The sequence below is a fragment of the Actinacidiphila glaucinigra genome (genome assembly GCF_035918135.1).
Taxonomy (GTDB): Bacteria; Actinomycetota; Actinomycetes; order Streptomycetales; family Streptomycetaceae; genus Actinacidiphila; species Actinacidiphila glaucinigra.
The window spans coordinates 6,317,637-6,340,411 of sequence record NZ_CP109144.1; the positions used below are offsets into that span (position 1 = coordinate 6,317,637).

Consider the following 22,775-nt stretch of genomic DNA (forward strand, 5'->3'; position numbering starts at 1 on the left):
GGGGCTACTCGCCGGTATCCCTTGCGAAATACGGAGCGGTTGCACTCTTTGCTCGCTCTTGGCGAACGCGTACGGCCCCGGATGCCATACCCGGGGCCGTACGGAATGTGCCGAGGCTTACACCGCGGTCAGAGGAGCTCTCCCTCGCCGGCCTTCTCGGCCACGCGCACCAGGGTGCGGATGGCGGAGCCGGTGCCGCCCTTGGGGGTGTAGCCGAAGGGGCCGGACTCGTTGAAGGCGGGGCCCGCGATGTCCAGGTGGGCCCAGGTGATGCCCTCGCCGACGAACTCCTTCAGGAACAGGCCGGCCGCCAGGCCGCCGCCCATCCGCTCGCCCATGTTCGCGATGTCCGCGGTGGGGGAGTCCATGGCCTTGCGCAGGTCGGTCGGGAGCGGCATCGGCCAGGACTGCTCGCCGACCTCGGTGGCGGTCTCGTGCAGCGCGGTGCGGAAGGCGTCGTCGTTGGCCATGACACCGAAGATGCGGTTGCCGAGCGCCAGCACCATGGCGCCGGTCAGGGTCGCCACGTCGATGATCGCGTCGGGCTTCTCCTCCGAGGCGCGGGTGAGGGCGTCGGCCATCACCAGACGGCCCTCGGCGTCGGTGTTGAGCACCTCGACGGTCTTGCCGCTGTACATCTTCAGCACGTCGCCGGGGCGGGCGGCGCTGCCCGAGGGCATGTTCTCGGCGAGCGCCAGCCAGCCGGTGACGTTGACGGGCAGGCCCAGGCGCGCGGCGGCGACCACGGTGGACAGCACGGCGGCGGCGCCGCTCATGTCGCACTTCATGGTCTCGTTGTGACCGGCCGGCTTCAGGGAGATGCCGCCCGAGTCGTAGGTGATGCCCTTGCCGACCAGCGCCAGGTGCTTGGCGCCCCGGCCCTTGCCGCCCGTGTAGGCGATCTTCACCAGGCGGGGCGGGTTCGCCGAGCCCTGGCCGACGCCCATGATGCCGCCGTAGCCGCCCTTGACCAGCGCCTTCTCGTCCAGGACCTCGATCTTGAGGCCGTGCTCCTTGGCGGCCTCCTGTGCGAGGGCGGCGAAGGACTTCGGGTGGAGGTCGTTCGGCGGCATGTTGATCAGGTCGCGCGCGCGGTTGACCTCGGCCGCGATGACGGCGGCCCGCTCGGCGGCGGCCTTGTACGCCTTGTCCCGCGGCTTCGCGCCGAGCAGGGCGACCTCCGCGAGCGGCGCCTTGCCGTTGGACGACTGGTACGCGGTGTACACGTAGGCGCCGAGCAGCGCGCCCTCGGCGACGGCCTGCGCGGCGTCCGCGTCCTGCACCGGGAGCGCGTAGGCGGCCTTCTTCGACCCGGACAGCGCGCGGGCGGCGGCGCCGGCGGCCTTGCGCAGCGCCTCGGTGTCGTACGCGGCGCCGTCGGCGGGGGCCTCGCCGAGCCCGACCGCCAGCACGACCGGGGACTTCAGGCCGTCCGGAGCGGGGAGCTTGGTCACCTCACCCTCAGCGCCCGAGGCGCCCAGCGTCTCGAGCGTCGCGGCGAGCCGCCCGGCGAAGGCCTGGTCCACCGCCTCCGCCCCGGCGGCGACCTCGGGGCCCTTGGCGCCCTTGGTCACGCCGACGACGACGGCGTCAGCGCGCAGCGCTGCCGCGGAGGAGGTGCTGAGAGTCAGTGCAGTCACGGTGATGCGGATCCTGTTCCTTCGGGGGTCCAATACTTGACGCCGGACTCCGTCCGGCTCCCCTCGTGTCCCGATGCCGGGCGTCCTTCGCGGCAGGGAACGGGGGTGCAGGACCGACCTTACGCTCACTCCTGTCACTTGCGACCACGACCTGCGCCCATGACGGCGAAGGCGCGGGTTTTCCCTATGGGAGCGCGCCCGGGCGGCACCTCTGCAAGGGCTCCGACACCCGCCCGTACGGCGGGAGTTGGGGAATCCGCCGACGCCGCGGCGCGGTTGTCGCGCGGCGCTCAGCCCAGGGTCAGCACCAGCAGCGCGGTCGTCGCCGCGGTCTCGCACAACGCGCCGAAGACGTCACCGGTGACGCCGCCCAGGCGCCGGCGGCACCGCAGGAGCAGCAGTTCCGCCGCGGCCAGCGCCAGCACCGCGGCCGCCGCGCAGCGCACCGCGTCCGGCGCGCCGAAGGCGGCCCCGCAGGCGGCGCAGACCGCCACCGTCAGCGCGGCGAGCGCCCAGGCGGTACGGACGGGGACGACGCCCGCCACGGCCGCGCCGAGCCCGCCGGGCCGGGCCGGCGGCACACCGTCGCGGCAGGCCAGCGTCATCGCGGCGCGCGCGGTGAGCCCCGCCAGGGCGGCGGCCACCGCGCCCCGGGTCCAGGACTCGCCGTACAGCGCGGCGAGCGCGGCGACCTGCGCCAGCAGGACGAGGACCAGGGTGAGCACCCCGAAGGGCCCGATGTCGGACTGCTTCATGATGCGCAGCGCGTCCTCGGCGGGCTTGCCGCTGCCCAGCCCGTCGGCGGTGTCGGCCAGCCCGTCCAGGTGCAGCCCGCGCGTCAGGGCGGCCGGGACGGCGGCGCTCACGACCGCGGCGGGCAGCGGCCCCGAGCCGAGGAGCAGCAGCAGCCCGCCGGCGGCCGCCGCGCACAGCCCCACGACCAGCCCGACCGGCGGCGCCCAGAGCATCCCGGCGCGGGCCGCCGGGCGGTCCCAGCGGCCGACGTGGACCCGCAGCACCGTCAGCGTGCCGAAGGCGAAGCGCAGTCCGTCGGCCGCCGTCGCGGCCGCGGGAGCGGGAAGGGGCGCGGGGTCGGGGGCGGTGCCGGCGGTCATGGCGTGCAGGGTAACCGCCGCGGCGGAACCGTATAGTGCCGCATACGGGGCGAATCTGGAGCAATCGGCATGAGCGACTGGTGGTACCGCAACATCATGGAGCCGGGAAAGCTGCCGCTGCTCCTCGCGCTCGGCGCGTTCGTGCTGACCTTCCTGGTCACGCGGATGATCACCCGCCTCATCCGGGCAGGCAGGGGCCCCTTCCGCAACATGTCCTCCGGCGGCACCCACATCCACCACGTGGTGCCCGGGATCATCCTCATGACGATCGGCGGCTTCGGGGGCGTCGCCAGTTCCTCACGGGGCTTCGGCGCCGGCCTGTCCGCGGTCCTGTTCGGCGCCGGAGCGGGCCTGGTGCTCGACGAGTTCGCGCTCGTGCTCTACCTCGACGACGTGTACTGGAGCGATCGCGGACGCAAGAGCGTCGAGGCCGTCGTCGTCACCTTCTCCGTCGTCCTGATGATGCTCTGCGGCCTGGTCCCCTTCGGCGTCGACTCGGTGACCCCGGACGAGCAGCAGAGCCGCGTCTCGGTGATCCTCACCATCGCCGTCAACTTCCTGTTCGTCCTCGTCGCCCTCGTCAAGGGCAAGATGCGCTCCGCCGTCCTCGGCGTCTTCGTGCCCTTCGTCGCCCTGTACGCCGCGCTGCGGCTGGCGCGCCCCGACTCGCTGTGGGCCGAGCGGCTCTACTCCCGCAGGCCCCGCGCGGCCCTGCGGGCCGAAGCCCGTGCCGCCCGTCACGACGCACGCTGGTCGGGCCCGCTGAGGCGGCTCCAGGACTGGCTCGGCGGCTTCACCGAGCACTGAGCCCCGGCGGCCGGACCGGCCCCGCACCGACCCGTGCGCACGAGCCCGCGCGCGGGCCCGCTCACCGCCGGGCCGAAGGCATCCTGGGCGCGGCGAGGAAGCCCTCGGCGCGTGCGCTCGCCAGTCCGATGCGCGGGAGTTCGCCGCCCTTCTCGAAGAGCAGGAAACGCGGCTCCCAGACGGGCCGGTACTTGGCGTTGGCGCGGTACAGCGACTCGATCTGCCACCACCGGGAGAAGAAGGTCAGCAGCGCCCGCCACATCCGAAGCACCGGTCCGGCGCCCAGTTTCGCCCCGCGTTCGAAGACCGACCGGAACGCGGCGAAGTTGAGAGAGACCCGCTCGACGCCGAACTCCTCCGCGCGCCGGATCAGCTCGATCACCATGAACTCCACCAGCCCGTTGTCGGAGTCCCGGTCGCGGCGCATGAGGTCCAACGACAGCCCGTGCCGCCCCCATGGCACGAAGCTGAGCAGCGCCCGCGGCTCGCCCCCCTCGTCCGCGCACTCCACCATGACGCAGCGGCCGTCCGCCGGGTCGCCGAGCCGTCCCAGCGCCATGGAGAAGCCCCGCTCGGTCTGCCCGTAGCGCCAGCGGTCCGCGCGCTCCACCAGGGCCGCCATCTCCCGCTCCGGGACGTCCTCGTGCCGCCGTACGCGGACGGTGTACCCGGCGCGCCCGATCCGGTGGTGCGCCTGCCGCACGGTGCGCATCGCGCGGCCCTCCAGGGTGAAGTCGGCGACCTCGACGACCGCCTCGTCACCGAGTTCCAGGGCGTCCAGCCCGTGCCGGGCGTACACCGTGCCGCCCTCCTCGCCGGCCCCCATCACCGCCGGCACCCAGGCGTGCTCGCGGGCTTCGGCGAGCCAGGCCCCGATCGCCCCGGGCCAGGCCTCGGGGTCGCCGATCGGGTCGCCGGAGGCGAGGGACACTCCGCCGACGACGCGGTAGGCGATCGCCGACTTGCCCGAGGGCGACCAGACCACGCTCTTGTCGCGGCGCAGCGCGAAGTAGCCGAGCGAGTCCCGCTCGCCGTGCCGGTCCAGCAGGGCGCGCAGCCGCATCTCGTCCTGCGGGCCCAGCAGTTCGCGGCCGCGCGGCGAGCGGAAGGCCGCGTACAGCACCAGCAGGAACAGCACCGCGCTCAGGGCGTTGATGACGACGTCGACCCAGCCCGGGGCCGAGATCCCCGGGAAGGACTCCCCGGCGTTCGCCAGCGAGACCACCCGGAGCATCGCGTACGCGTACCGCTCGCCGAAGGTGGAGCCGTGCCCGGTGTCGGTGACGGTGACCAGCCCGGCGGCGAGCAGCCCGCCGGCGGCGACACCGCCGACGGCGACCGCGGCGGCCAACCGGGGGTTGGCGGGGTCGCCCTTGGCGCGGAACGCGCGGCGCCCGGCGAGCAGGGCGGCGCAGAAGGCGGCGGTGATCCCCAGCGACACCCAGTTCTGCGGGTGGCCGCGGACCTCGGGGACGGCCGTCGCCGCGGCCAGGAACAGCAGGTAGAGCCCGGCGAGGACGAGGTTGAGCAGCCAGGCCGCGCGCTTCCTGCGGCGCATCGTGACCGCCAGGAAGAGCGCGAGGAAGGCCGGGGTGTAGCCGGCGGTCAGCAGGTACGGCGTGAAGTACTCGTCGACGTCGTGCCGCCGGATGTCGTTGCCGAAGGACACCCACACCGCACCCAGCAGGTCGACCAGGCCGACCACGCGCAGATACCCGACGGTGAACACCGCGCAGCGTTCACGCCGGACCGAGACGGCCGTTCCCATAAGTCCGGATCCTACGGGAACGGCATGGTTTGTGACGCGTCAGAAACGTTCCGGCAGCTCCGCCGACAGGGCGGCGGCCGCCCTCAGCAGAGGCAGCGCCAGCAGCGCGCCGGTTCCCTCACCCGCCGTCACCTTCTGGTCCAGCAGCGGCTCGATGGACAGCCGGTCCAGCGCCTTGACCTGGCCGGGCTCACCGCTGGCCTGCCCGGCCAGCCACCAGTCCGGCGCCCGGAAGGCGATGCGCTGCGCGACCAGCGCGCACGCCGCCGACACCACGCCGTCCAGCACCACCGGCAGCTTCCGCACCGAGGCCTGCAGCAGGAAACCGGTGATCGCCGCCACGTCCGCGCCGCCGACCGCCGCCAGCAGCTCCAGCTGGTCGCCCAGCACGGGCCGGGCCCGGCGCAACGCGTCGCGGATCGCCGCGCACTTGCGCATCCAGGCGATGTCGTCGATGCCCGAACCCCGGCCGGTCACCACCGAGGCGTCCGTACCGCACAACGCCGCGACCAGCACCCCGGCCACCGTGGTGCCACCCACGCTCAGGTCGCCGAGGAGCACCAGGTCCGTGCCGGAGTCCGCCTCCTCGTCCGCGACGGCCATACCGGCCCGGAACGCCGCCTCGGCCTCCTCGGCCGTCAGCGCGTCCTCCACGTCGATCCGGCCGGAGCCGCGCCGCACCCGGTACGCCGTCACGTCGGCGGGCAGGTCCTCGGCCGGGGCGTCCACGCCCACGTCCACCACCCGTACCCCCGCGCCGTACTGACGGGCCAGCACATTGACCGGCGAGGCCCCGTCCAGGACCCGCCGCACCAGCTCCACGGTGGTGCCCTCGGTGCGGGCCGACACCTTCAGCGCCGCCACCCCGTGGTCCGCGGCGAACAGCACCGCCTTGGGGTGCTCGATCGGGCGTACGGTCGCCATGCCCTGGGCCGCCGAAAGCCAGTCGGCGAGCTCGGCCAGCCCGCCCAGCGCGCTCGCCGGGCGCACCAGCCGCTGCCAGCGGTCGCGGGCGTCACGGCGCACACCGGCGTCCGGACGCTCCACCAGGGTCGCGAAGTCATCAAGGTTCAGGCCGCTCACGGGGTCGAACACTACCGGTCCGCGGGGCCGCGCGCCGAGGTCAGCCCCGCAGCGGCAGTGCCTGTCCCGCGACCACCAGCACCACGTGCTCGGACTCGTCGGCCAGCGCGGCGTTCAGCCGCCCCAGCTCGTCCCGGAATCTGCGCCCGCTGGCCGTGGCCGGGACGACCCCGGAGCCGACCTCGTTGCTGACCGCCACGACCGTGCGGCGGGTCGCGCGCCAGGCCGCGGTCAGTTCCCCGACACGGCGGCGCAGTTCGCGCTCGGCGCCCTCCGCCCACGTGCCGTCGTCCCATGCGCCGAGCTCGTCCATGGTGTGCGTCAGCCACAGCGACAGGCAGTCGATCAACAGCGCCGGCCCGTCCCCTTCGGCCAGCAGCGGCAGCAGGTCGCAGGTCTCCACCGTCTGCCAGGACTGCGGGCGCCGCTCCCGGTGCAGCGCCACCCGCTCAGCCCACTCCGGGTCGCCGCCCCGGATCCCGCCGGTGGCCACGTACACCACGTCGGGGAAGGCCGACAGCCGGCGCTCCGCCTCCACCGACTTGCCTGACCGCGCGCCGCCCAGCACGAGCGTGCGCCGCGGCACGTCGGGTACGTCGTGGATGTCGCCGACCGTCAGCGTCGTGCCGTCCGGCACCGCCCGCACGCCGAGCGCGGCCAGCCGGCGCCGCAGCTCCGGCCCCGGGTGGACGCGGTGGTCCAGGTGGACGGCGACCACGTCGGTGGTGCTCCCGACCGCGCCGGCCGCGCGCAGCCGCGCCAGCGCGTCCGGCCGGCCCACCGCGTCCAGCAGCACCGCCCGGTACGGCTCCACGGCCTCCGGCAGCCCCGCGGGGGCGCACTCGGGCGGCAGGTACAGCAGCCGCTCGCCCCCGGGTCCCGTCACCTCGTACCCGGAGCCGGGCGCGTCGACCGGGACCGCCCGCACCCGGTGCCCGGTCGGCAGTGCGATCTCCTGCCCGGCCGCCACCCGGCCCGGCGCGGGCAGCCCGGCCGGGATCTCCACGGCCGGCCCGTCGTGCGGATGCGACAGCAGGACCTGGCGCACCCCGGCGAGCGAGTGACCGGAACGCGCCGCCGCGAAGGCGAGTCCGGGCGTCAGGTCGAGCAGCAGCACCCCGTCCACGAGCAGCGAGGTCGCCGCCCGCGCATGGTCGCCCACCGCCGTCTCGCACGCAGCGCACGGGCAGCCGGGGAGGGGCAGGCCGTCGGGGCCCCCGGTGCCGAGGAGAGTCAGTTCCACGTGCAGATCCTCTCGCGTCCGCGCACGCTACGCTGCCGGGCAGGCACCCCCAGGGACGAGGAGACGGACATGGCGTGGACGTGGCGTTTCGAGAAGACCGACGGCACGGAGGTCACCCCCGCGGTCGAGCCCGAGGAGTTCACCACGCAAGGTGACGCCGAGTCATGGATCGGCGAGGTCTGGAAGGACCTCCTCCAGGGCGGCGCCGACCAGGTCCACCTCTTCGAGGACAGCACGAAGATCTACGGCCCGATGAGCCTGCACGCCGACGAGTAGACCCCGTGCCGCGGCGGCCGGGAGGGCCGGCCGCCGCAGCGCCCCGGGGGCGGGGCCGTGGGACGTCCCACGACCCCGCCCCCTGCCGTGCATCCGGCCCTACTGGAGCTGCCCCAGCGTGACCTTGACGGTCTTCTCGGCGCCGCCGCGCTGGAAGGTGACGTCCACGGTGTCGCCGGGCGCGTGCTGGACCAGGGCCTCGGAGAGCGACTGCAGGGTGGTGATGTCGTCGTCCCCGACCCCGGTGATGACGTCCCCGGGCCTGATGCCGGCCTTCTCCGCCGCCCCGCCCCTGGTGACCTCGACGACGCCCACCCCGGCGGGCTGGAAGTCCTCGTCGAGGACGGTGCGCCCGGCGATGCCCAGCGCCGCGCGGCCGGAGTCGACGACCCTGCCGTGCTCGATGATCTGGTCCGCGATGCGGGTGACGGTCGCCGCGGGGATGGCGAAGCCGATACCCGGCGCGGAGGAGTCGCCCATGGTGGGGTTGAGCGCCGCGAGCGTCGGGATGCCGATGACCTGGCCGGAGAGGTTGACCAGCGCGCCGCCGCTGTTGCCGGGGTTGATCGGCGCCGAGGTCTGCACCATGTCGGCCAGGGTGGCACCGGTGCCGCCCTCGGCCCCGGCCTCGCTGACCGTACGGCCGACGGCCGAGACGATGCCCTGCGTGACGCTGCTGTTCAGGCCGAGCGGGCTGCCCATGGCGAGCACGATCTGCCCGACCTGGACGTCGCGGGACCGCCCGAAGGCCGCCGCGCGCAGCCCGCTCGGCGGGTCCTCGAGTTCGATGACGGCCAGGTCCTGCTCGGGATAGGCGGCCACGAGCCGGCCCTTGTGGAGGGTGTCGCTGTTGGCGAGGGTGACCTCGAAGGTGTCGGCGCTGCCGACGACATGGGCGTTGGTGACGATGTGGCCCTTGGTGTCGTAGACGATGCCGGAGCCCAGTCCCTCGGACGTGTTGATCTGGACGACGGACGGCAGCACCGCCTTGACCACCTGCTGGTAGGAGCGCTCCAGATCGCGGGCGCCGGCCAGCTCGGAGGCGGCGACGGGCGCGGGCGCGGAGGACGCCGCGCTGGGGGAGGGGGAGTCCCCCGTGCATCCGGCGGCCAGGCTCCCGCAGCATGCGACGGCCAGCAGCAGGGCCGCCGCCCGCAGTGCCGCCGGCGGCCGCCATCGGTTCGGCTTGGAATCGCGCATGACCGAAGTGTCGCGTTCGCGGCGCTCCGTCCCGGGTATCCCGCCCCGGTCAGCTCCGTACGCCGCACAGATGCAGCAGTGCCGCGACTCCCCGGTAGGGATCGGTGCGCCCGGCCAGCTCCTCGGCGGCCAGCAGTTCCTCCGGCACCTCCACGGCGTCGTCCGGCGCCGTGTCGGTGAAGACCCGCACCCCGTACCAGGCGTGCAGCGGCGCGCCGATGGCGCTGAGCGTCGTCGTCAGGTCCGCGCGCCGGTCGGCGCGGGCGGGCAGCCCCAGCCGGTTGGTGTACGTGTCGCCGCCGAAGGCGGCCAGCGCGCCGGCCCAGTCGCCCTGCAGCGCGGGCCGCATCGCCAGGGCGTCGGCGTTGCGCACCAGCAGCGACAGCAGCCCGCCGGGGGCCAGCACGCGGGCGAGTCCGGCGACCATGGCGTCCGGTTCGGGCACGTACATCAGCACGCCGTGGCAGAGCACCACGTCGAAGCTGCCGGGCCCGAAGTGCCGGCCGGTCTCCCGGCCGTCACCCTCGACGAGGGTGATCCGTTCGCGTATGCCCTCGGGCTCGGCGGCCACCGCCTCGCGCAGGACGGCCGCCATCTCCGCGTCGGCCTCCAGGCCGGTGACCAGGTGACCCGCACGGGCCAGCCGCAGGGCCTGGGTGCCCTGGCCGGGGCCGACGTCCAGGATCCTGAGCCGGCGCCCCACGGGGAAGCGGGCGGTGATCTGCTCGTCGAGCTGGCGCGCGACGAGCTCCTGGCGCACGGTGTTCCGGAGCCCGCCCAGCCGCTCCAGCCACGGGCCCGCGGCGGCGGCGAACCCGCCGTTCCCGCTCAGAGCTTGGTGCCGCGCTTGACCTGCGGCTTCGGCAGGCGCAGTCGGCGCATCTGGAGGGTCCGCATGAGGGCGTAGGCGACGGCGCCCTTGGTGGGCTTGTCCGGGAAGCGCTTCGCCAGCTCGCGGCGGAGCAGCAGGCCGCTGACGGCCGAGTCGACGACGATCAGCACGATCACCACGAGCCACAGCAGCAGCGAGATGTTCTGCAGCGCCGGGTTGCGCAGCATGCTGAGCACGAGGATGACCACGGCCAGCGGCAGGAAGAACTCCGCCACGCGGAAGCGTGAGTCCACGTAGTCGCGGGCGAACTTGCGCACCGGGCCCTTGTCACGGGCGGGCAGGTAGCGCTCGTCGCCGTTCATCAGCGCTTCGCGCTGCTTGGCGAGGTCGGCGCGCCTGGCCTCACGGGCCTGCTTGGTGGCGGCCTTGCGGTCGGTGGGTGTGGTCACCGCCTTGCGGCGCTGCGTCTGGGCATCGCTGCGTTTGGGGGTGGGGCGGCCCTTGGGAGCCTGCGGGTCGCGGGGCTGCCGGTCCTCCACCACAGTGGTGGACACGGTCTGCTCGGTTTGGGAACGACGTCGGAACACGACTCCAAGGTTACGTGCTCGCCGACCGGACCCCCAGCCCCTCACCTACTCCCTGGGCCTGAGGTCATCGAACTGTGATCGTTCCTAAGGATGAGCGCATCCGCAACAGAACAGTGGGGTAATGGAACCAGGGCCCGTACTGTGGGGTCTGTAGATGGTGTGCTGGCGAGCTGAATGAAGGGGGCGCGCGAGGCCCATGAGCGGTGTCATGAAGCGGATGGGGATGATCTTCCGCGCGAAGGCCAACAAGGCCCTTGACCGGGCCGAGGATCCGCGCGAGACCCTCGACTACTCGTACCAGAAACAGCTGGAGCTGCTGCAGAAGGTGCGGCGCGGTGTCGCGGACGTCGCCACCTCGCGCAAGCGCCTGGAGCTGCAGCTGAACCAGCTGCAGCAGCAGTCCGCGAAGTACGAGGACCAGGGCCGCAAGGCGCTCGCCCTGGGCCGGGAGGACCTGGCCCGCGAGGCTCTGTCGCGCCGTGCCGCCCTCCAGCAGCAGGTCACCGACCTGGAGACGCAGCACCAGACGCTGCAGGGCGAGGAGGAGAAGCTCACCCTCGCCGCCCAGCGGCTGCAGGCCAAGGTGGACGCCTTCCGCACCAAGAAGGAGACCATCAAGGCCACCTACAGCGCGGCCAAGGCCCAGACCCAGATCGGCGAGGCCTTCTCCGGCATCTCGGAGGAGATGGGCGACGTCGGCCTGGCGATCCAGCGGGCGGAGGACAAGACCGAGCAGCTGCGCGCCCGGGCCGGCGCCCTGGACGAGCTGCTGGCCTCCGGCGCCCTCGACGACCCGACCGGGATCGCCAAGGACGACATCCAGGCCGAGCTCGACCGCCTCTCCGGCGGCAGCGACGTCGAGCTGGAACTGCAGCGCATGAAGGCCGAGCTGGCCGGCGGCTCCCCGCAGCAGGCCATCGAGGGCGGGCAGCAGCAGGGCCGGCCCCAGTCGCAGACCCAGGACCAGCCCCGGTTCGACAAGCAGTAGACACTCCGGAGGAGGGCGTCGTGATCGTACGGATCATGGGCGAGGGCCAGGTGACGGTGGACGAGAGCCACCTCACCGAACTCGACAAGCTCGACGACGAGCTCCTGGCGGAGATGGAGAGCGGTGACGAGGCCGGGTTCCGGCGCACGCTCACCGCGCTCCTTGACGCCGTCCGGCGGCTCGGCACACCTCTGCCGGACGACTCCCTGGAGCCGTCCGAGCTGATCCTGCCGGCCTCGGACGCCACCTTGGAGGAGGTCCGGGAACTGCTCGGGGACGAAGGTCTCATCCCCGGCTGACCCTCGCCGACCAGCGCACTCGCCGACGTGCCCCGGCCCGGTACCGCACCGGGCCGGGGCACGGCCGTCCGTGGGGACCCGTACCGTTGATGAGCGTGCATCATCGATCCATGAGGGACCGGGCCCGGCTGTGGCCGCAGGCCCACCCCATCGCCCTCGACGCCGGGCTGGCGCTCGCCGTCCTCGCGGTGATCCTCGGCAACATGTTCATCGGGCCGCACACCGAGCGGTACGACGCCTCGGCCCCGGACATCCTGCTGGCCGTCGTCGGCTCCGCCGCGCTGCTGCTGCGCCGGCGCAGCCCGCTGGGCGTCCTCGCCTTCACGTGCGCGGTCACCGTGGTCTACCTGCTCACCGCGACCGGGGAGGGCCGCGCACCGGTGGCCGCCACCGTGGTCGTCGCGCTCTTCTCCGCCTCCACGCACACCGACCGCACCACCACGTTCCGGCTGGGCCTGGCGACCTGCCTCCTGCTGCCCGCGATCGCCATGCTCTTCGGGGCCCGGCCCTGGTACTCCGCCGAGAACATCGCCCTGTTCGCGTGGAGCGGCATGGCCGCGGCCGCCGGTGAGGCCACCCGCAACCGCCGTGCGTACGTCGCCGCCGTCGAGGAGCGCGCCGAGCGGGCCGAGCGCACCCGGGAGGAGGAGGCCAAGCGCCGCGTCGCGGAGGAGCGGATGCGGATCGCCCGGGAACTGCACGACGTGGTCGCCCACCACATCGCCCTGGTCAACGTGCAGGCGGGCGTCGCCGCCCACATCATGGACAGCCGCCCCGACCAGGCGAAGCAGGCCCTCGCGCACGTCCGCGAGGCGAGCCGCTCCGCGCTGGACGAGCTCCGCGCGACCGTCGGCCTGCTGCGGCAGTCCGGGGATCCCGCCGCTCCCATGGAACCGGCGCCCGGCCTCGGCGTGCTGGACCAGCTCGTCGACGGCTTCCGCCGGGCCGGGCTGCCGGTGGAGGTCGTCGAGGAGGACCCCGGCACGCTTCCCGCGAGCGTGGACCTCACCGCGTACCGGGTCATCCAGGAGTCGCTCACCAACGTCCACAAGCACGCCGGCCCGGGCGCCCGGGCCGAGATCCGCATCGCGCGCGGCGACGCGGAACTGGAGGTCACCGTGGTCGACCGCGGCGGCAGCCCGCAGGCCCCGGGTACCGCGGGCGGCGGCCACGGCCTGATCGGCATGCGCGAGCGCGCCGCGGCCCTCGGCGGCACCTGCGAGGCCGGCCCCCGCACCCAGGGCGGCTTCCGCGTCCACGCCCGCCTGCCGCTGGCCGCCCCCGCCCGGCCCGCCGGCCCGGCGGGGGATGGGAGAATCCCCGCATGATCAGGGTGCTGCTCGCGGACGACCAGGCGCTGCTGCGGGGCGCGTTCCGCGTCCTCGTGGAGTCCGAGCCGGACATGGAGGTCGTCGGGGAGGCCTCGGACGGTGCCGAGGCCGTCGCCCTGGCCCGCGGCACCCGCGCGGACGTCGTCCTGATGGACATCCGCATGCCCGGCACGGACGGCCTGGCCGCCACCCGCGAGATCACCGCCGCCGAGGACCTGACCCACGTGGCGGTCCTGGTCCTGACGACCTTCGAGGCCGACGAGTACGTCGCCCAGGCGATCCGCGCCGGCGCCGCCGGATTCCTCGGCAAGGGCGCCGAGCCGGACGAGCTGCTGGCCGCGATCCGCACCATCGCCGCGGGCGACGCGCTGCTGTCCCCGTCGGCGACCAAGAGCCTGATCGCCCAGTTCCTGGCACAGAGCGGCGGGCGGCGCCCGCTGCCCTCGGAAGGCGGACCGGCGGCCCCCGACCTGGACGCTCTGACCGCCCGCGAACGCGAGGTGCTGGTCGAGGTGGCGATGGGGCTGCCGAACGACGAGATCGCCGAACGGCTCGGGGTGAGCCCCCTCACCGTCAAGACGCACGTCAACCGCACCATGGCCAAACTCGGCGCCCGCGACCGCGCGCAGCTGGTCGTCGCCGCGTACGAGTCGGGTCTGGTGCGGGCCGCCCCGCGCTGAGTACGACCGGCGCGTACCGCATCCGCAGTACGCCCCCGCGGGCAATCACGACCTCGGGCTGAGGAAACCACCCTTCGCGGCAGGAGAAAGTGGCGTGGGCTGACAAAGTCCGCAACCCGAGACCATCCGAGCACTCTGAGCACAGAGAAGAGACCGCACCACGATGTCCTGGCTGTCCCGATTCAGCCTCGCCCAGCGCAGCCTGGTCGCGCTGATGGCGGTGGTCGCCATCGGCTTCGGCGCCATCGCGATACCGTCCCTCAAGCAGCAGCTGCTGCCCTCCATCGACCTGCCCATGGTGTCGGTGATCACGGCCTACCCGGGCGCGTCCCCCGACGTCGTCGAGAAGCAGGTCGTCGAGCCGATCGAAAACGGCGTCAAGGGCGTCGACGGCATCACCGGCATCACGTCCACGGCCAGCGAGGGCGCTGCCGTGATCATGGCCCAGTTCGACTACGGCATCGACAGCGACAAGCTGGTGGCCAACGTCCAGCAGGCCGTGAACCGGGTCTCCTCGCGGCTGCCGGAGGACGCCGACCCGCAGGTCGTGGCCGGCTCGACGGACGACATCCCGACCGTCGTCCTCGCCGCCACCTCCACCGGCATGGACCAGCAGGCACTCGCCGACGCGCTCGACCGCTCGGTCGTCCCGGAGCTGCAGGACATCGACGGCGTCGGCCAGGTGACCGTCACCGGCGTCCAGGACCGGATCGTCACCGTCACCCCCGACGACAAGAAGCTCGCCGCCCGCAAGCTCGGCGGCGCCGCCCTCGTGCAGACGCTGCAGGCCGGCGGTCACGCCGTCCCGGCCGGCTCCTTCGACGACAGCGGCAAGAGCCGCACCGTCCAGGTCGGCGGCGAGTACGCCTCGGTGCGGGAGATCGAGGACCTGCGGATCCCCGCGTCCCCCAAGCCCGTGCGCCTCGGAGACGTCGCCACCGTCGCGGAGCGCCCCGACGCCGCCGACTCCATCACCCGGACCGACGGCGAGCCCAGTCTCGGCGTCGCCGTCACCATGGACCAGGACGGCAGCGCCGTCGCGATCTCCTCGGCCGTCAAGGACAAGCTGGCCGACCTCGAGCGCGACCTCGGCAAGGGCGCCGAACTCACCGTCGTCAGCGACCAGGGCCCGGCGGTCTCCAAGTCCATCGACGGACTGACCATCGAGGGCCTGCTCGGCCTGCTCTTCGCGGTCGTGATCATCCTGGTCTTCCTGGCGTCGCTGCGCTCGACCCTGGTGACCGCGGTCTCCATCCCGCTCTCCGTCGTGCTGACGCTGATCGTGCTGTGGACCCGCGGTCTGTCGCTCAACATGCTCACCCTGGGCGCGCTGACCATCGCCATCGGCCGTGTCGTCGACGACTCGATCGTGGTGCTGGAGAACATCAAGCGGCACCTCGCCTACGGTGAGGAGAAGCAGTCCGCGATCGTCGCCGCGGTGCGCGAGGTGGCCGGCGCGGTCACCGCCTCCACCCTCACCACGGTCGCCGTCTTCGTGCCGATCGGCCTGGTCGGCGGCATGGTGGGCGCCCTGTTCGGCTCGTTCTCGCTGACCGTCGCCGCGGCGCTGCTCGCCTCGCTGCTGGTGTCGCTGACGGTCGTCCCGGTGCTCTCGTTCTGGTTCCTCAAGCCCCCGGCCGACGCGGGCACCGTGGACCCGGACGAGATCCGCCGCAGGGCCGAGGAGCAGGAGGCCCGCAGCCTGCTGCAGCGGCTGTACGTGCCGGTGCTGCGCTTCGCCACCCGGCGCCGCGTCACCAGCATCGTGATCGCCGTCGCGGTCCTGCTGGGCACCTTCGGCCTCGCCCCGATGCTCAAGACCAACTTCTTCGACCAGGGCGACCAGGACACCCTGACCGTCAAGCAGGAACTCCCGCCGGGCACCAGCCTCGCGGCCTCCGACGCGGCGGCCCGCAAGGTCGAGAAGCTCCTCGAGGGCATCGACCAGGTCCAGGACTACCAGGCCACCGTCGGCTCCTCCGGCTTCCTGGCGGCCTTCGGTGGCGGCACCGGCGCCAACCAGGCCAGCTTCCAGGTGAAGCTGAAGGACGCCGACGACAGCGCCGGCGTCCTCGACGAGATCCGCACCGGCCTGAAGACGCTCGACGGCGCCGGCACGACCTCGGTCTCCGCCGGCGGCGGCTTCGGCAGCCAGAACCTGTCGGTCGTGGTCAAGGCCGCGGACGCCGACACCCTGGCCAAGGCCAGCGCCCAGGTCCGCGACGCCGTCGCCGGACTGGACGACGTCACCGACGTCACCAGCGACCTCGCGCAGAGCGTGCCCCGCATCGAGGTCCACGCCAAGCAGGCCGAGGCCGCCCGCTACGGCCTCAACGACGCCACTATCGGTGCCGCCGTCACCCAGGCCGTGCGCGGTACGACCGTCGGCACCGCGGTGCTGGACGACACCGAGCGGGACGTGCGGGTGCTCTCCGAGCAGAAGGCCGGTACGGTCGCCGAGCTCGAGGCACTCACCATCGCCACCCCCGCGGGACCGGTGAAGCTCGCCAAGGTCGCCGAGGTCGTCGAGGCCCCCGGCCCGGTGCAGAAGACCCGGATCGACGGGGCCCGCGCCGCGACGATCACGGCCAAGCCGACCGGTGACAACACCGGCGCGGTGAGCACCGCCCTGCAGGCGAAGATCAAGTCGCTGAAGCTGCCCAAGGGCGCCACCGCCGAGATCGGCGGTGTCTCCTCCGACCAGGACGACGCCTTCCTGGCGCTCGCGCTCGCGATGCTCGCCGCGATCGCCATCGTCTTCATGCTGCTGGTCGGCACCTTCCGCAGCCTGATCCAGCCGATGGTGCTGCTGGTGTCCATCCCGTTCGCGGCGACCGGCGCGATCGGCCTGCTGCTGGTCACCGGCACCCCGATGGGCGTCCCGGCGCTGATCGGCATGCTGATGCTCATCGGCATCGTCGTGACCAACGCGATCGTGCTGATGGACCTCATCAACCAGTACCGCGCTCAGGGGTACGGCGTGGTGGAGGCCGTCATCGAGGGTGGCCGGCACCGTCTGCGGCCGATCCTGATGACCGCGCTGGCGACCATCTTCGCCCTGCTCCCGATGGCCCTCGGGGTGACCGGCGAGGGCGGCTTCATCGCCCAGCCGCTCGCCGTGGTCGTCATCGGCGGTCTGCTCACCTCGACGCTGCTGACCCTGCTGCTCGTCCCGACCCTCTACACGATGGTCGAGATCCGCAAGGAGCGCCGTGCCAAGCGCAAGGGGCTGAAGCGGGCGTCCAAGGCCGGCGGCCCGGGCGACGGGGAGACGCGCAAGGAGCCGGAGCTGGCCGGGGTCTGAGACCCGGCGCAGACCGACCGGCGGCAGGGCCCGGGGCGTTCGTGAACGCCCCGGGCCCTGCCCCGTCTACAGGAAGAACCCCGAGGGGATGTACGGCTCGGGCGGACGCATCCCCCGCAGGCACACCCAGCCGGACGTGCCGATCTCCATCCCGGCCGCCAACCCCACGTCCACCGCCCACTGCTGTTCCGCCGTCAGATTGGGGACCCGGGCCGTGGTGCCCTCGGGCAGGCTCAGCAGCGCGGCGGTGAGCAGCCGGGACGCCAGCCGCCGCGAGGTCGCGGCCAGCAGCCGTACGTTCCCGTCCCGGTCGACGTAGCAGTAGCCGCTCCCGGCGAGGTCGTCCACGACCAGCAGGGGGCACTCGGTGAGCAGTTGGTCGTGGTCGGGGCCGTGCGCGCCGCCCCGGGTACGCCGGTCCACGGAGTCCATCAGGTCGCGGTGCTTGGCCGAGCCCTCGTGCACCGCGCCGTCCGGCGCCGGCAGGTCGCCCTTGCGGACGGCACCCTTCAGGCGCATCGCCGGATGCAGCGCGAAGCCCGCCCGGCGGTAGGTCGCCGCGGCCCTCGGATCGGGGGAACTGCAGATGATGCCGCGCAGGCAGCCGCGCCCGTACGCCAGGGCGGCGGCGAGCAGTTCGCGGCCGACCCCCTGCCGCTGCGCCGAGGGCAGCACGGCGAACAGGGAGAGCCCCCACGTCCCCTCGCGGCGCGTCGACATGGCGACCCCGAGCGGCATGCCGGAGGTCTCGTCCACGGCCAGCCAGCAGCCACCGGGGTCGGTACGCGCTACGTACCGGTTGCGCCGTCGCAGCAGGGCGGCCCGCTCGGGGGGCATCCCCTCGGGCGGGCCGCCGCCGGGCAGGGCGTCGGAGGCACCGAACGCGGCGGCGGCCACCACCGCTATCGCGTCGGCGTCCTCGTCGGTGTCGTGCAACGGGCGCAGGATCATGCGCCCATCCTGCCCCTACGGCAGGGCGAGCATCCGCTCCAGCGCCAGCTTGGCGAAGTGCTCGGTCTCGCGGTCGACTTGGATGCGGTTGACGACCTTGCCGTCGGCCAGCGACTCCAGTGCCCACACCAGGTGGGGCAGGTCGATCCGGTTCATGGTCGAGCAGAAGCAGACGGTCTTGTCGAGGAAGACGATCTGCTTGTCCGGGTGCGCCTTGGCGAGCCTGCGCACCAGGTTGAGCTCGGTGCCGATCGCCCAGGACGAGCCGGCCGGGGCCGCCTCCAGGGCCTTGATGATGTACTCGGTCGAACCGACGTGGTCGGCCGCGCTGACGACCTCGTGCTTGCACTCGGGATGCACCAGGACGTTGACGCCGGGGATGCGGGCCCGCACGTCCTCCACCGACTCCAGCGAGAAGCGGCCGTGCACCGAGCAGTGGCCGCGCCACAGGATCATCTTCGCGTCGCGCAGCTGCTCGGCGGTGACCCCGCCGTTCGGCTTGTGCGGGTTGTAGACGATGCAGTCCTCCGGGGAGAAGCCCATCTCCCGGACCGCGGTGTTGCGGCCGAGGTGCTGGTCGGGGAGGAAGAGCACCTTCTCGCCCTGCTGGAACGCCCACTCCAGGGCGCGCTCGGCGTTGCTGGAGGTGCAGATGGTGCCGCCGTGCCGGCCCGTGAAGGCCTTGATGTCGGCGGAGGAGTTCATGTACGAGACGGGCACGGTGACGTCGGCGACGCCGGCGTCGGTGAGCACGTCCCAGCACTCGGCGACCTGCTCGGCGGTGGCCATGTCGGCCATGGAGCAGCCGGCCGCCAGGTCGGGGAGGACGACCTGCTGGGCGTCGGAGGTCAGGATGTCCGCGGACTCCGCCATGAAGTGCACACCGCAGAAGACGATGTACTCGGCCTCGGGGCGGGCGGCGGCGTCACGGGCCAGCTTGAAGGAGTCGCCGGTGACGTCGGCGAACTGGATGACCTCGTCGCGCTGGTAGTGGTGGCCCAGGACGAAGACCTTCTCGCCGAGCTTGGCCTTGGCGGCGCGGGCGCGCTCCACCAGATCCGGGTCCGAGGGGGCGGGCAGGTCGCCGGGACAGTCGACGCCGCGCTCGCTGCGCGGGTCGGACTCGCGGCCAAGGAGCAGCAGGGCGAGCGGGGTCGGCTGGACGTCCAGCGGTTCGGATGTGGTGGTCACGGGCCCGGAGCCCTTTCTCTGCGGAACTGCGACGCAAACCTTTTCGTCTGTTTGACGCTATCTATCATAACCCGTTCGCGTCAGAATGACGATGGCCCTCGCGTCAATGTGACGCATTACCCGCGTGGGGCCCGGTGTGCGAGCATGGAGGGCGCGAAGACCCATCGGACCCGGAGGAATGAATCCGGGCCGCCACCGGTTCACCGTTGTGGCAGCATCCGTACAACCCGGGAGTGGATCAGATGACGGTTCAGGACGAGACCAGCCAGAGCGAGGGCATCCTCCTGTCCGACGCGGCGGCCTCCAAGGTCAAGAACCTGCTCGAGCAGGAGGGCCGCGACGACCTCGCGCTGCGCGTCGCCGTCCAGCCGGGCGGTTGCTCCGGCCTGCGCTACCAGCTGTTCTTCGACGAGCGTGCGCTCGACGGTGACGTCGTGAAGGACTTCGGCGGCGTCAAGGTGGTCACCGACCGCATGAGCGCCCCGTACCTCGGCGGCGCCTCCATCGACTTCGTCGACACGATCGAGAAGCAGGGCTTCACGATCGACAACCCGAACGCCACCGGCTCCTGCGCCTGCGGCGACTCGTTCCACTGAGCCCCGCGCGAGGGTGGCGGGCACCTGGGGTGCCCGCCGCCTTCGGCATGTCCTGACGCCCCTGCCGGCAGCCCGCCGGCCGCGTCCGCGGGCTACTTCCGCGGCACCGTGCTGCCGTCGGACAGGTCGACGACCCTGCGGTCGCCCAGGGGCGTGTCGAGCCGGACCGTGCGGGAGAACCGCTCGGCGATCATGATGCAGGCCTTGCCCGGGTCCTTCTGCACCACCGTGACCTCGACCTTCACCACCGTGCCCGACTCGTCGGCCGAGGCCGTGTAGTCACTGCACACCCCGCCCCAGAAGCGCAGCGTCAGCTCCGTCCCCTCGGCGCGGTACGACTCGACCTTCGCCGTCGAGGCGGGCGGCGCCGCCGTCCCCGAGGGCGCGGGGGAGGCCCTCCCGTCCCGTACGTACGCCGGGTCCACCGCGGGCTGTGCCAGCACCGAGGGGCGCGTCACGCCCTCCTGCACCACCTCGAAGAGCCAGGACGGCACCAGCGTCTGCCGCCCGGCCACGAACTGCGCCGACAGGCCGAACTCGGCCTTCCGCACCTCCAACTGCCGGTGCGCGCTCGGCACACAGGGCAGCACCTGCGGCAGCGTCGGGTCGTCGCCGGGCGCGCGGGACGGCTTCGGCACCACGGTGGGGCAGTCACCGATGCCCAGGTCACCGCCCGTCCCGGGGCGCTGCAGCAGCTTCAGCGCCTCCTTCGCCGACCCCACCGGATAGGTGTCGCCCCTGGTCAGCGGCGCCATCATGCCGTGCCCGGTGACCAGCAGCCCATCGGAGGCGACCTGCACGGCCGAGCGCCAGCCGTGCGTCGGAAGCCCCGCCACCCGCGGGTCCGCGGTGACCGTGCGCAGCACCCCCGAGACCTCACTCGCGTCCGTCCGCGCGCCCTTCAGCCCCAGCGCCGCGAAGACCGGCGCTGCCCTGCGCAGCGCCTCCGCCGCCGGCACCGCGAGATCGTCCTGGGCCGGGGCGCGGCTCTTGCGGGGCTTGCCGCCGTAGTACGAGTACGCCCAGGTGCCCGGAGCCTCCTTGTTCACCCGGAGCACCGGACCGCCCCCGTCCGGCGTACCGCCGGCCTTCCAGACGCCGTGGTCGGACTTCACCGTGCCGGGCACACCCAGGGCCCGCGCCAGCCGCTCCACCGCGGCACGCGACACGCTGCCCGGGCGCTGCACGGCCGCGGACGACGGGCCGTCGGGCAGATCGCCGCGGACGGTGAGTTCGGCGCCCGTGCCGCCGGTGGCGCCGTCGAGTTCCAGCGGCTCCGGCGAACCGTCCCCGCTGCCGCCCGAGGCGCGCGGAGCGCCGCCCTCGGCGTCCGACGAGGCCCAGTAGGCGCCGCCGCCTCCGGCGGCCAGCACGGCGACGGCGACCGCCGACGTCACCCACGGTGACCTGTGCCGGCGGCGCGGTTGCGTCGGCTCGCTCTCCACGATGGCTCCCTCGGCTCCGCTCAGCTGCGTACAGCTGACGACGTCCCGGTCCTTCGACCGGGGGACGCCACTTGGACGGGCCGGAGCGCCTCGCGGTTCCGATCAGTCGGCGTAGTCGGCCATGCCCTCGACGACGTGCGACGACGCGGCCGGCACCGTGATCCCGTGCAGACTCGCCGGGCTGACCCGCGCGGACTCCTTCTCCGCGGGGACCTCCCAGTGCGCGGCCATCTTGCGGCAGTCACCGATCAGCTCGGCGAGCGACTCGGGGTCGTCGAGCGGTGCGGTGGGAAGAGGAGTGGTCATAGACACGACCATAGGCACGTGGGGTCACGGGAGAAAGGCCTACTATCAGGTAGTTTCGCCAGGTCGGCGCCCACCGGTCCAGCCGGTAGCGTGGACAGGTACCGTCCGCCGCCCGCCTCCGCAGGAGCATCCCAGCCGTGCGTATCGCAGTCACCGGCTCCATCGCCACCGACCACCTGATGACCTTCCCCGGCCGATTCGCCGACCAACTCGTCGCCGACCAGCTGCACACGGTCTCCCTCTCCTTCCTGGTCGACACGCTCGACGTACGCCGCGGTGGCGTCGGTGCGAACATCTGCTTCGGGATGGGCCAGCTGGGTGTCCGGCCCGTCCTCGTCGGGGCCGCCGGCTCCGACTTCGACGAGTACCGCGCCTGGCTCGACCGGCACGGTGTCGACACCGCCTCCGTCCGCATCTCCGAGGTGCTCCACACCGCGCGCTTCGTCTGCACCACGGACGCCGACCACAACCAGATCGGCTCCTTCTACACCGGTGCCATGAGCGAGGCCCGCCTCATCGAGCTGCACTCGGTCGCCGCCCGCGTCGGCGGCCTCGACCTGGTGCTCATCGGCGCCGACGACCCCGAGGCGATGCTCCGCCACACCGAGGAGTGCCGTTCCCGCGGCATCCCGTGGGCGGCGGACTTCTCGCAGCAGATCGCCCGCATGAACGGCGACGAGATCCGGATACTGCTGGACGGCGCGGCCTACCTCTTCTCCAACGAGTACGAGAAGGGCCTGATCGAGTCCAAGACCGGCTGGACGGAGGAGGAGATCCTCGGCCGGGTCGGCACCCGCGTCACCACGCTGGGCTCGCGCGGCGTCCGCATCGAGCGGGCCGGCGAGGAGCCGATCGTCGTGGGCTGCCCGGAGGAGGACGCCAAGGTCGACCCCACCGGCGTCGGCGACGCCTTCCGTGCCGGCTTCCTCTCCGGTCTCGCCTGGGGCGTCGGCGCGGAGCGGGCGGCGCAGGTCGGCTGCATGCTGGCGACGCTGGTCATCGAGACCCTCGGCACCCAGGAGTACCAGCTGCGCCGGGCCCACTTCATGGACCGCTTCACCAAGGCCTACGGCGACGACGCCGCCGAGGAAGTCCGCACCCACCTGCACTGACCCGCTCCGCGGGGGCGGTGG

At 73.1% G+C, this 22,775-nt stretch carries 21 protein-coding genes; 9 read left to right on the forward strand and 12 right to left on the reverse strand.

Annotated elements, in window-relative coordinates; genetic code table 11:
- Positions 1-128: 128 nt before the first annotated feature.
- Complete coding sequence (locus tag OIE69_RS28405; protein WP_326576744.1) at positions 129-1,640, reverse strand: leucyl aminopeptidase; 1,512 nt, start codon at positions 1,638-1,640, stop codon at positions 129-131.
- Between the two features lie 290 nt (positions 1,641-1,930).
- On the reverse strand, positions 1,931-2,755 hold the full coding sequence (locus OIE69_RS28410) for an adenosylcobinamide-GDP ribazoletransferase (protein WP_326576745.1): 825 nt from the start codon (positions 2,753-2,755) through the stop codon (positions 1,931-1,933).
- 69 nt (positions 2,756-2,824) lie between these two features.
- On the opposite strand from OIE69_RS28410, the gene OIE69_RS28415 reads away from it, so the two are divergent.
- Positions 2,825-3,562, forward strand: coding sequence for a hypothetical protein (locus OIE69_RS28415; protein WP_326576746.1), 738 nt, complete (start codon positions 2,825-2,827; stop codon positions 3,560-3,562).
- Positions 3,563-3,623: 61 nt separating this feature from the next.
- On the opposite strand, the gene OIE69_RS28420 is transcribed toward OIE69_RS28415, so the two are convergent.
- Genes OIE69_RS28420 through OIE69_RS28430 form a run of 3 tightly spaced genes read right to left on the reverse strand, consistent with a single transcriptional unit; the run spans position 3,624 to position 7,656 of the window.
- Positions 3,624-5,330: a phosphatidylglycerol lysyltransferase domain-containing protein gene (locus OIE69_RS28420; protein WP_326576747.1), complete on the reverse strand. Its 1,707-nt coding sequence runs from the start codon at positions 5,328-5,330 to the stop codon at positions 3,624-3,626.
- A 39-nt stretch (positions 5,331-5,369) separates the two neighbouring features.
- The gene (gene cobT, locus OIE69_RS28425; RefSeq protein WP_326576748.1) at positions 5,370-6,413 is read right to left on the reverse strand and encodes a nicotinate-nucleotide--dimethylbenzimidazole phosphoribosyltransferase; all 1,044 of its coding nucleotides are present in this window, start codon (positions 6,411-6,413) and stop codon (positions 5,370-5,372) included.
- A gap of 40 nt (positions 6,414-6,453) precedes the next feature.
- The gene (locus tag OIE69_RS28430; protein ID WP_326576749.1) at positions 6,454-7,656 is read right to left on the reverse strand and encodes a bifunctional adenosylcobinamide kinase/adenosylcobinamide-phosphate guanylyltransferase; all 1,203 of its coding nucleotides are present in this window, start codon (positions 7,654-7,656) and stop codon (positions 6,454-6,456) included.
- A gap of 69 nt (positions 7,657-7,725) precedes the next feature.
- Here OIE69_RS28430 and OIE69_RS28435 point away from each other — a divergent pair, with 69 nt between their 5' ends.
- On the forward strand, positions 7,726-7,932 hold the full coding sequence (locus OIE69_RS28435) for a hypothetical protein (RefSeq protein WP_018557015.1): 207 nt from the start codon (positions 7,726-7,728) through the stop codon (positions 7,930-7,932).
- Between the two features lie 99 nt (positions 7,933-8,031).
- On the opposite strand, the gene OIE69_RS28440 is transcribed toward OIE69_RS28435, so the two are convergent.
- Genes OIE69_RS28440 through OIE69_RS28450 form a run of 3 tightly spaced genes read right to left on the reverse strand, consistent with a single transcriptional unit; the run spans position 8,032 to position 10,596 of the window.
- Positions 8,032-9,132: a S1C family serine protease gene (locus OIE69_RS28440; protein ID WP_326576750.1), complete on the reverse strand. Its 1,101-nt coding sequence runs from the start codon at positions 9,130-9,132 to the stop codon at positions 8,032-8,034.
- Between the two features lie 49 nt (positions 9,133-9,181).
- Positions 9,182-9,913 carry a class I SAM-dependent methyltransferase gene (locus OIE69_RS28445; protein WP_245938647.1) on the reverse strand — a complete coding sequence of 244 codons (732 nt, stop codon included), beginning with the start codon at positions 9,911-9,913 and terminating at the stop codon, positions 9,182-9,184.
- A gap of 47 nt (positions 9,914-9,960) precedes the next feature.
- Complete coding sequence (locus tag OIE69_RS28450) at positions 9,961-10,596, reverse strand: DUF3043 domain-containing protein (RefSeq protein WP_326576751.1); 636 nt, start codon at positions 10,594-10,596, stop codon at positions 9,961-9,963.
- 151 nt (positions 10,597-10,747) lie between these two features.
- Between OIE69_RS28450 and OIE69_RS28455 the strand changes: the two genes are divergently transcribed.
- The 5 genes from OIE69_RS28455 (at position 10,748) to OIE69_RS28475 (ending at position 17,153) form a co-directional block, all read left to right on the forward strand.
- Positions 10,748-11,539 (forward strand): PspA/IM30 family protein, encoded by a 792-nt coding sequence (locus OIE69_RS28455; RefSeq protein ID WP_326576752.1) that lies wholly within the window; start codon positions 10,748-10,750, stop codon positions 11,537-11,539.
- 20 nt (positions 11,540-11,559) lie between these two features.
- Positions 11,560-11,838: a PspA-associated protein PspAA gene (pspAA, locus tag OIE69_RS28460; protein ID WP_326576753.1), complete on the forward strand. Its 279-nt coding sequence runs from the start codon at positions 11,560-11,562 to the stop codon at positions 11,836-11,838.
- Positions 11,839-11,948: 110 nt separating this feature from the next.
- Complete coding sequence (locus tag OIE69_RS28465) at positions 11,949-13,166, forward strand: sensor histidine kinase (protein WP_326576754.1); 1,218 nt, start codon at positions 11,949-11,951, stop codon at positions 13,164-13,166.
- Positions 13,163-13,849: a response regulator transcription factor gene (locus tag OIE69_RS28470; protein ID WP_326576755.1), complete on the forward strand. Its 687-nt coding sequence runs from the start codon at positions 13,163-13,165 to the stop codon at positions 13,847-13,849. The genes OIE69_RS28465 and OIE69_RS28470 overlap by 4 nt, the downstream gene beginning before the upstream one ends.
- A gap of 163 nt (positions 13,850-14,012) precedes the next feature.
- Entirely contained in the window at positions 14,013-17,153 is a 3,141-nt protein-coding gene (locus OIE69_RS28475) for an efflux RND transporter permease subunit (RefSeq protein WP_326576756.1), read from the forward strand.
- Between the two features lie 66 nt (positions 17,154-17,219).
- Here OIE69_RS28475 and OIE69_RS28480 read toward each other — a convergent pair whose 3' ends face one another.
- Positions 17,220-18,104 (reverse strand): GNAT family N-acetyltransferase, encoded by an 885-nt coding sequence (locus OIE69_RS28480; protein WP_326576757.1) that lies wholly within the window; start codon positions 18,102-18,104, stop codon positions 17,220-17,222.
- A gap of 15 nt (positions 18,105-18,119) precedes the next feature.
- On the reverse strand, positions 18,120-19,295 hold the full coding sequence (nadA, locus tag OIE69_RS28485) for a quinolinate synthase NadA (RefSeq protein WP_326576758.1): 1,176 nt from the start codon (positions 19,293-19,295) through the stop codon (positions 18,120-18,122).
- A 242-nt stretch (positions 19,296-19,537) separates the two neighbouring features.
- Between nadA and OIE69_RS28490 the strand changes: the two genes are divergently transcribed.
- A complete protein-coding gene (locus OIE69_RS28490) occupies positions 19,538-19,891 on the forward strand; it encodes a HesB/IscA family protein (RefSeq protein WP_326576759.1) in 354 nt (117 codons plus the stop codon).
- 92 nt (positions 19,892-19,983) lie between these two features.
- Here the strand turns inward: OIE69_RS28490 and OIE69_RS28495 are convergent, their stop codons facing one another.
- Both OIE69_RS28495 and OIE69_RS28500 read right to left on the reverse strand, forming a co-directional pair.
- Complete coding sequence (locus OIE69_RS28495) at positions 19,984-21,336, reverse strand: hypothetical protein (RefSeq protein ID WP_326576760.1); 1,353 nt, start codon at positions 21,334-21,336, stop codon at positions 19,984-19,986.
- A 102-nt stretch (positions 21,337-21,438) separates the two neighbouring features.
- Positions 21,439-21,642, reverse strand: a complete 204-nt coding sequence (locus OIE69_RS28500) for a hypothetical protein (RefSeq protein WP_089221844.1) — start codon at positions 21,640-21,642, stop codon at positions 21,439-21,441.
- Positions 21,643-21,779: 137 nt separating this feature from the next.
- Here OIE69_RS28500 and OIE69_RS28505 point away from each other — a divergent pair, with 137 nt between their 5' ends.
- Positions 21,780-22,754: a carbohydrate kinase family protein gene (locus tag OIE69_RS28505; protein ID WP_326576761.1), complete on the forward strand. Its 975-nt coding sequence runs from the start codon at positions 21,780-21,782 to the stop codon at positions 22,752-22,754.
- Positions 22,755-22,775 lie beyond the last annotated feature (21 nt).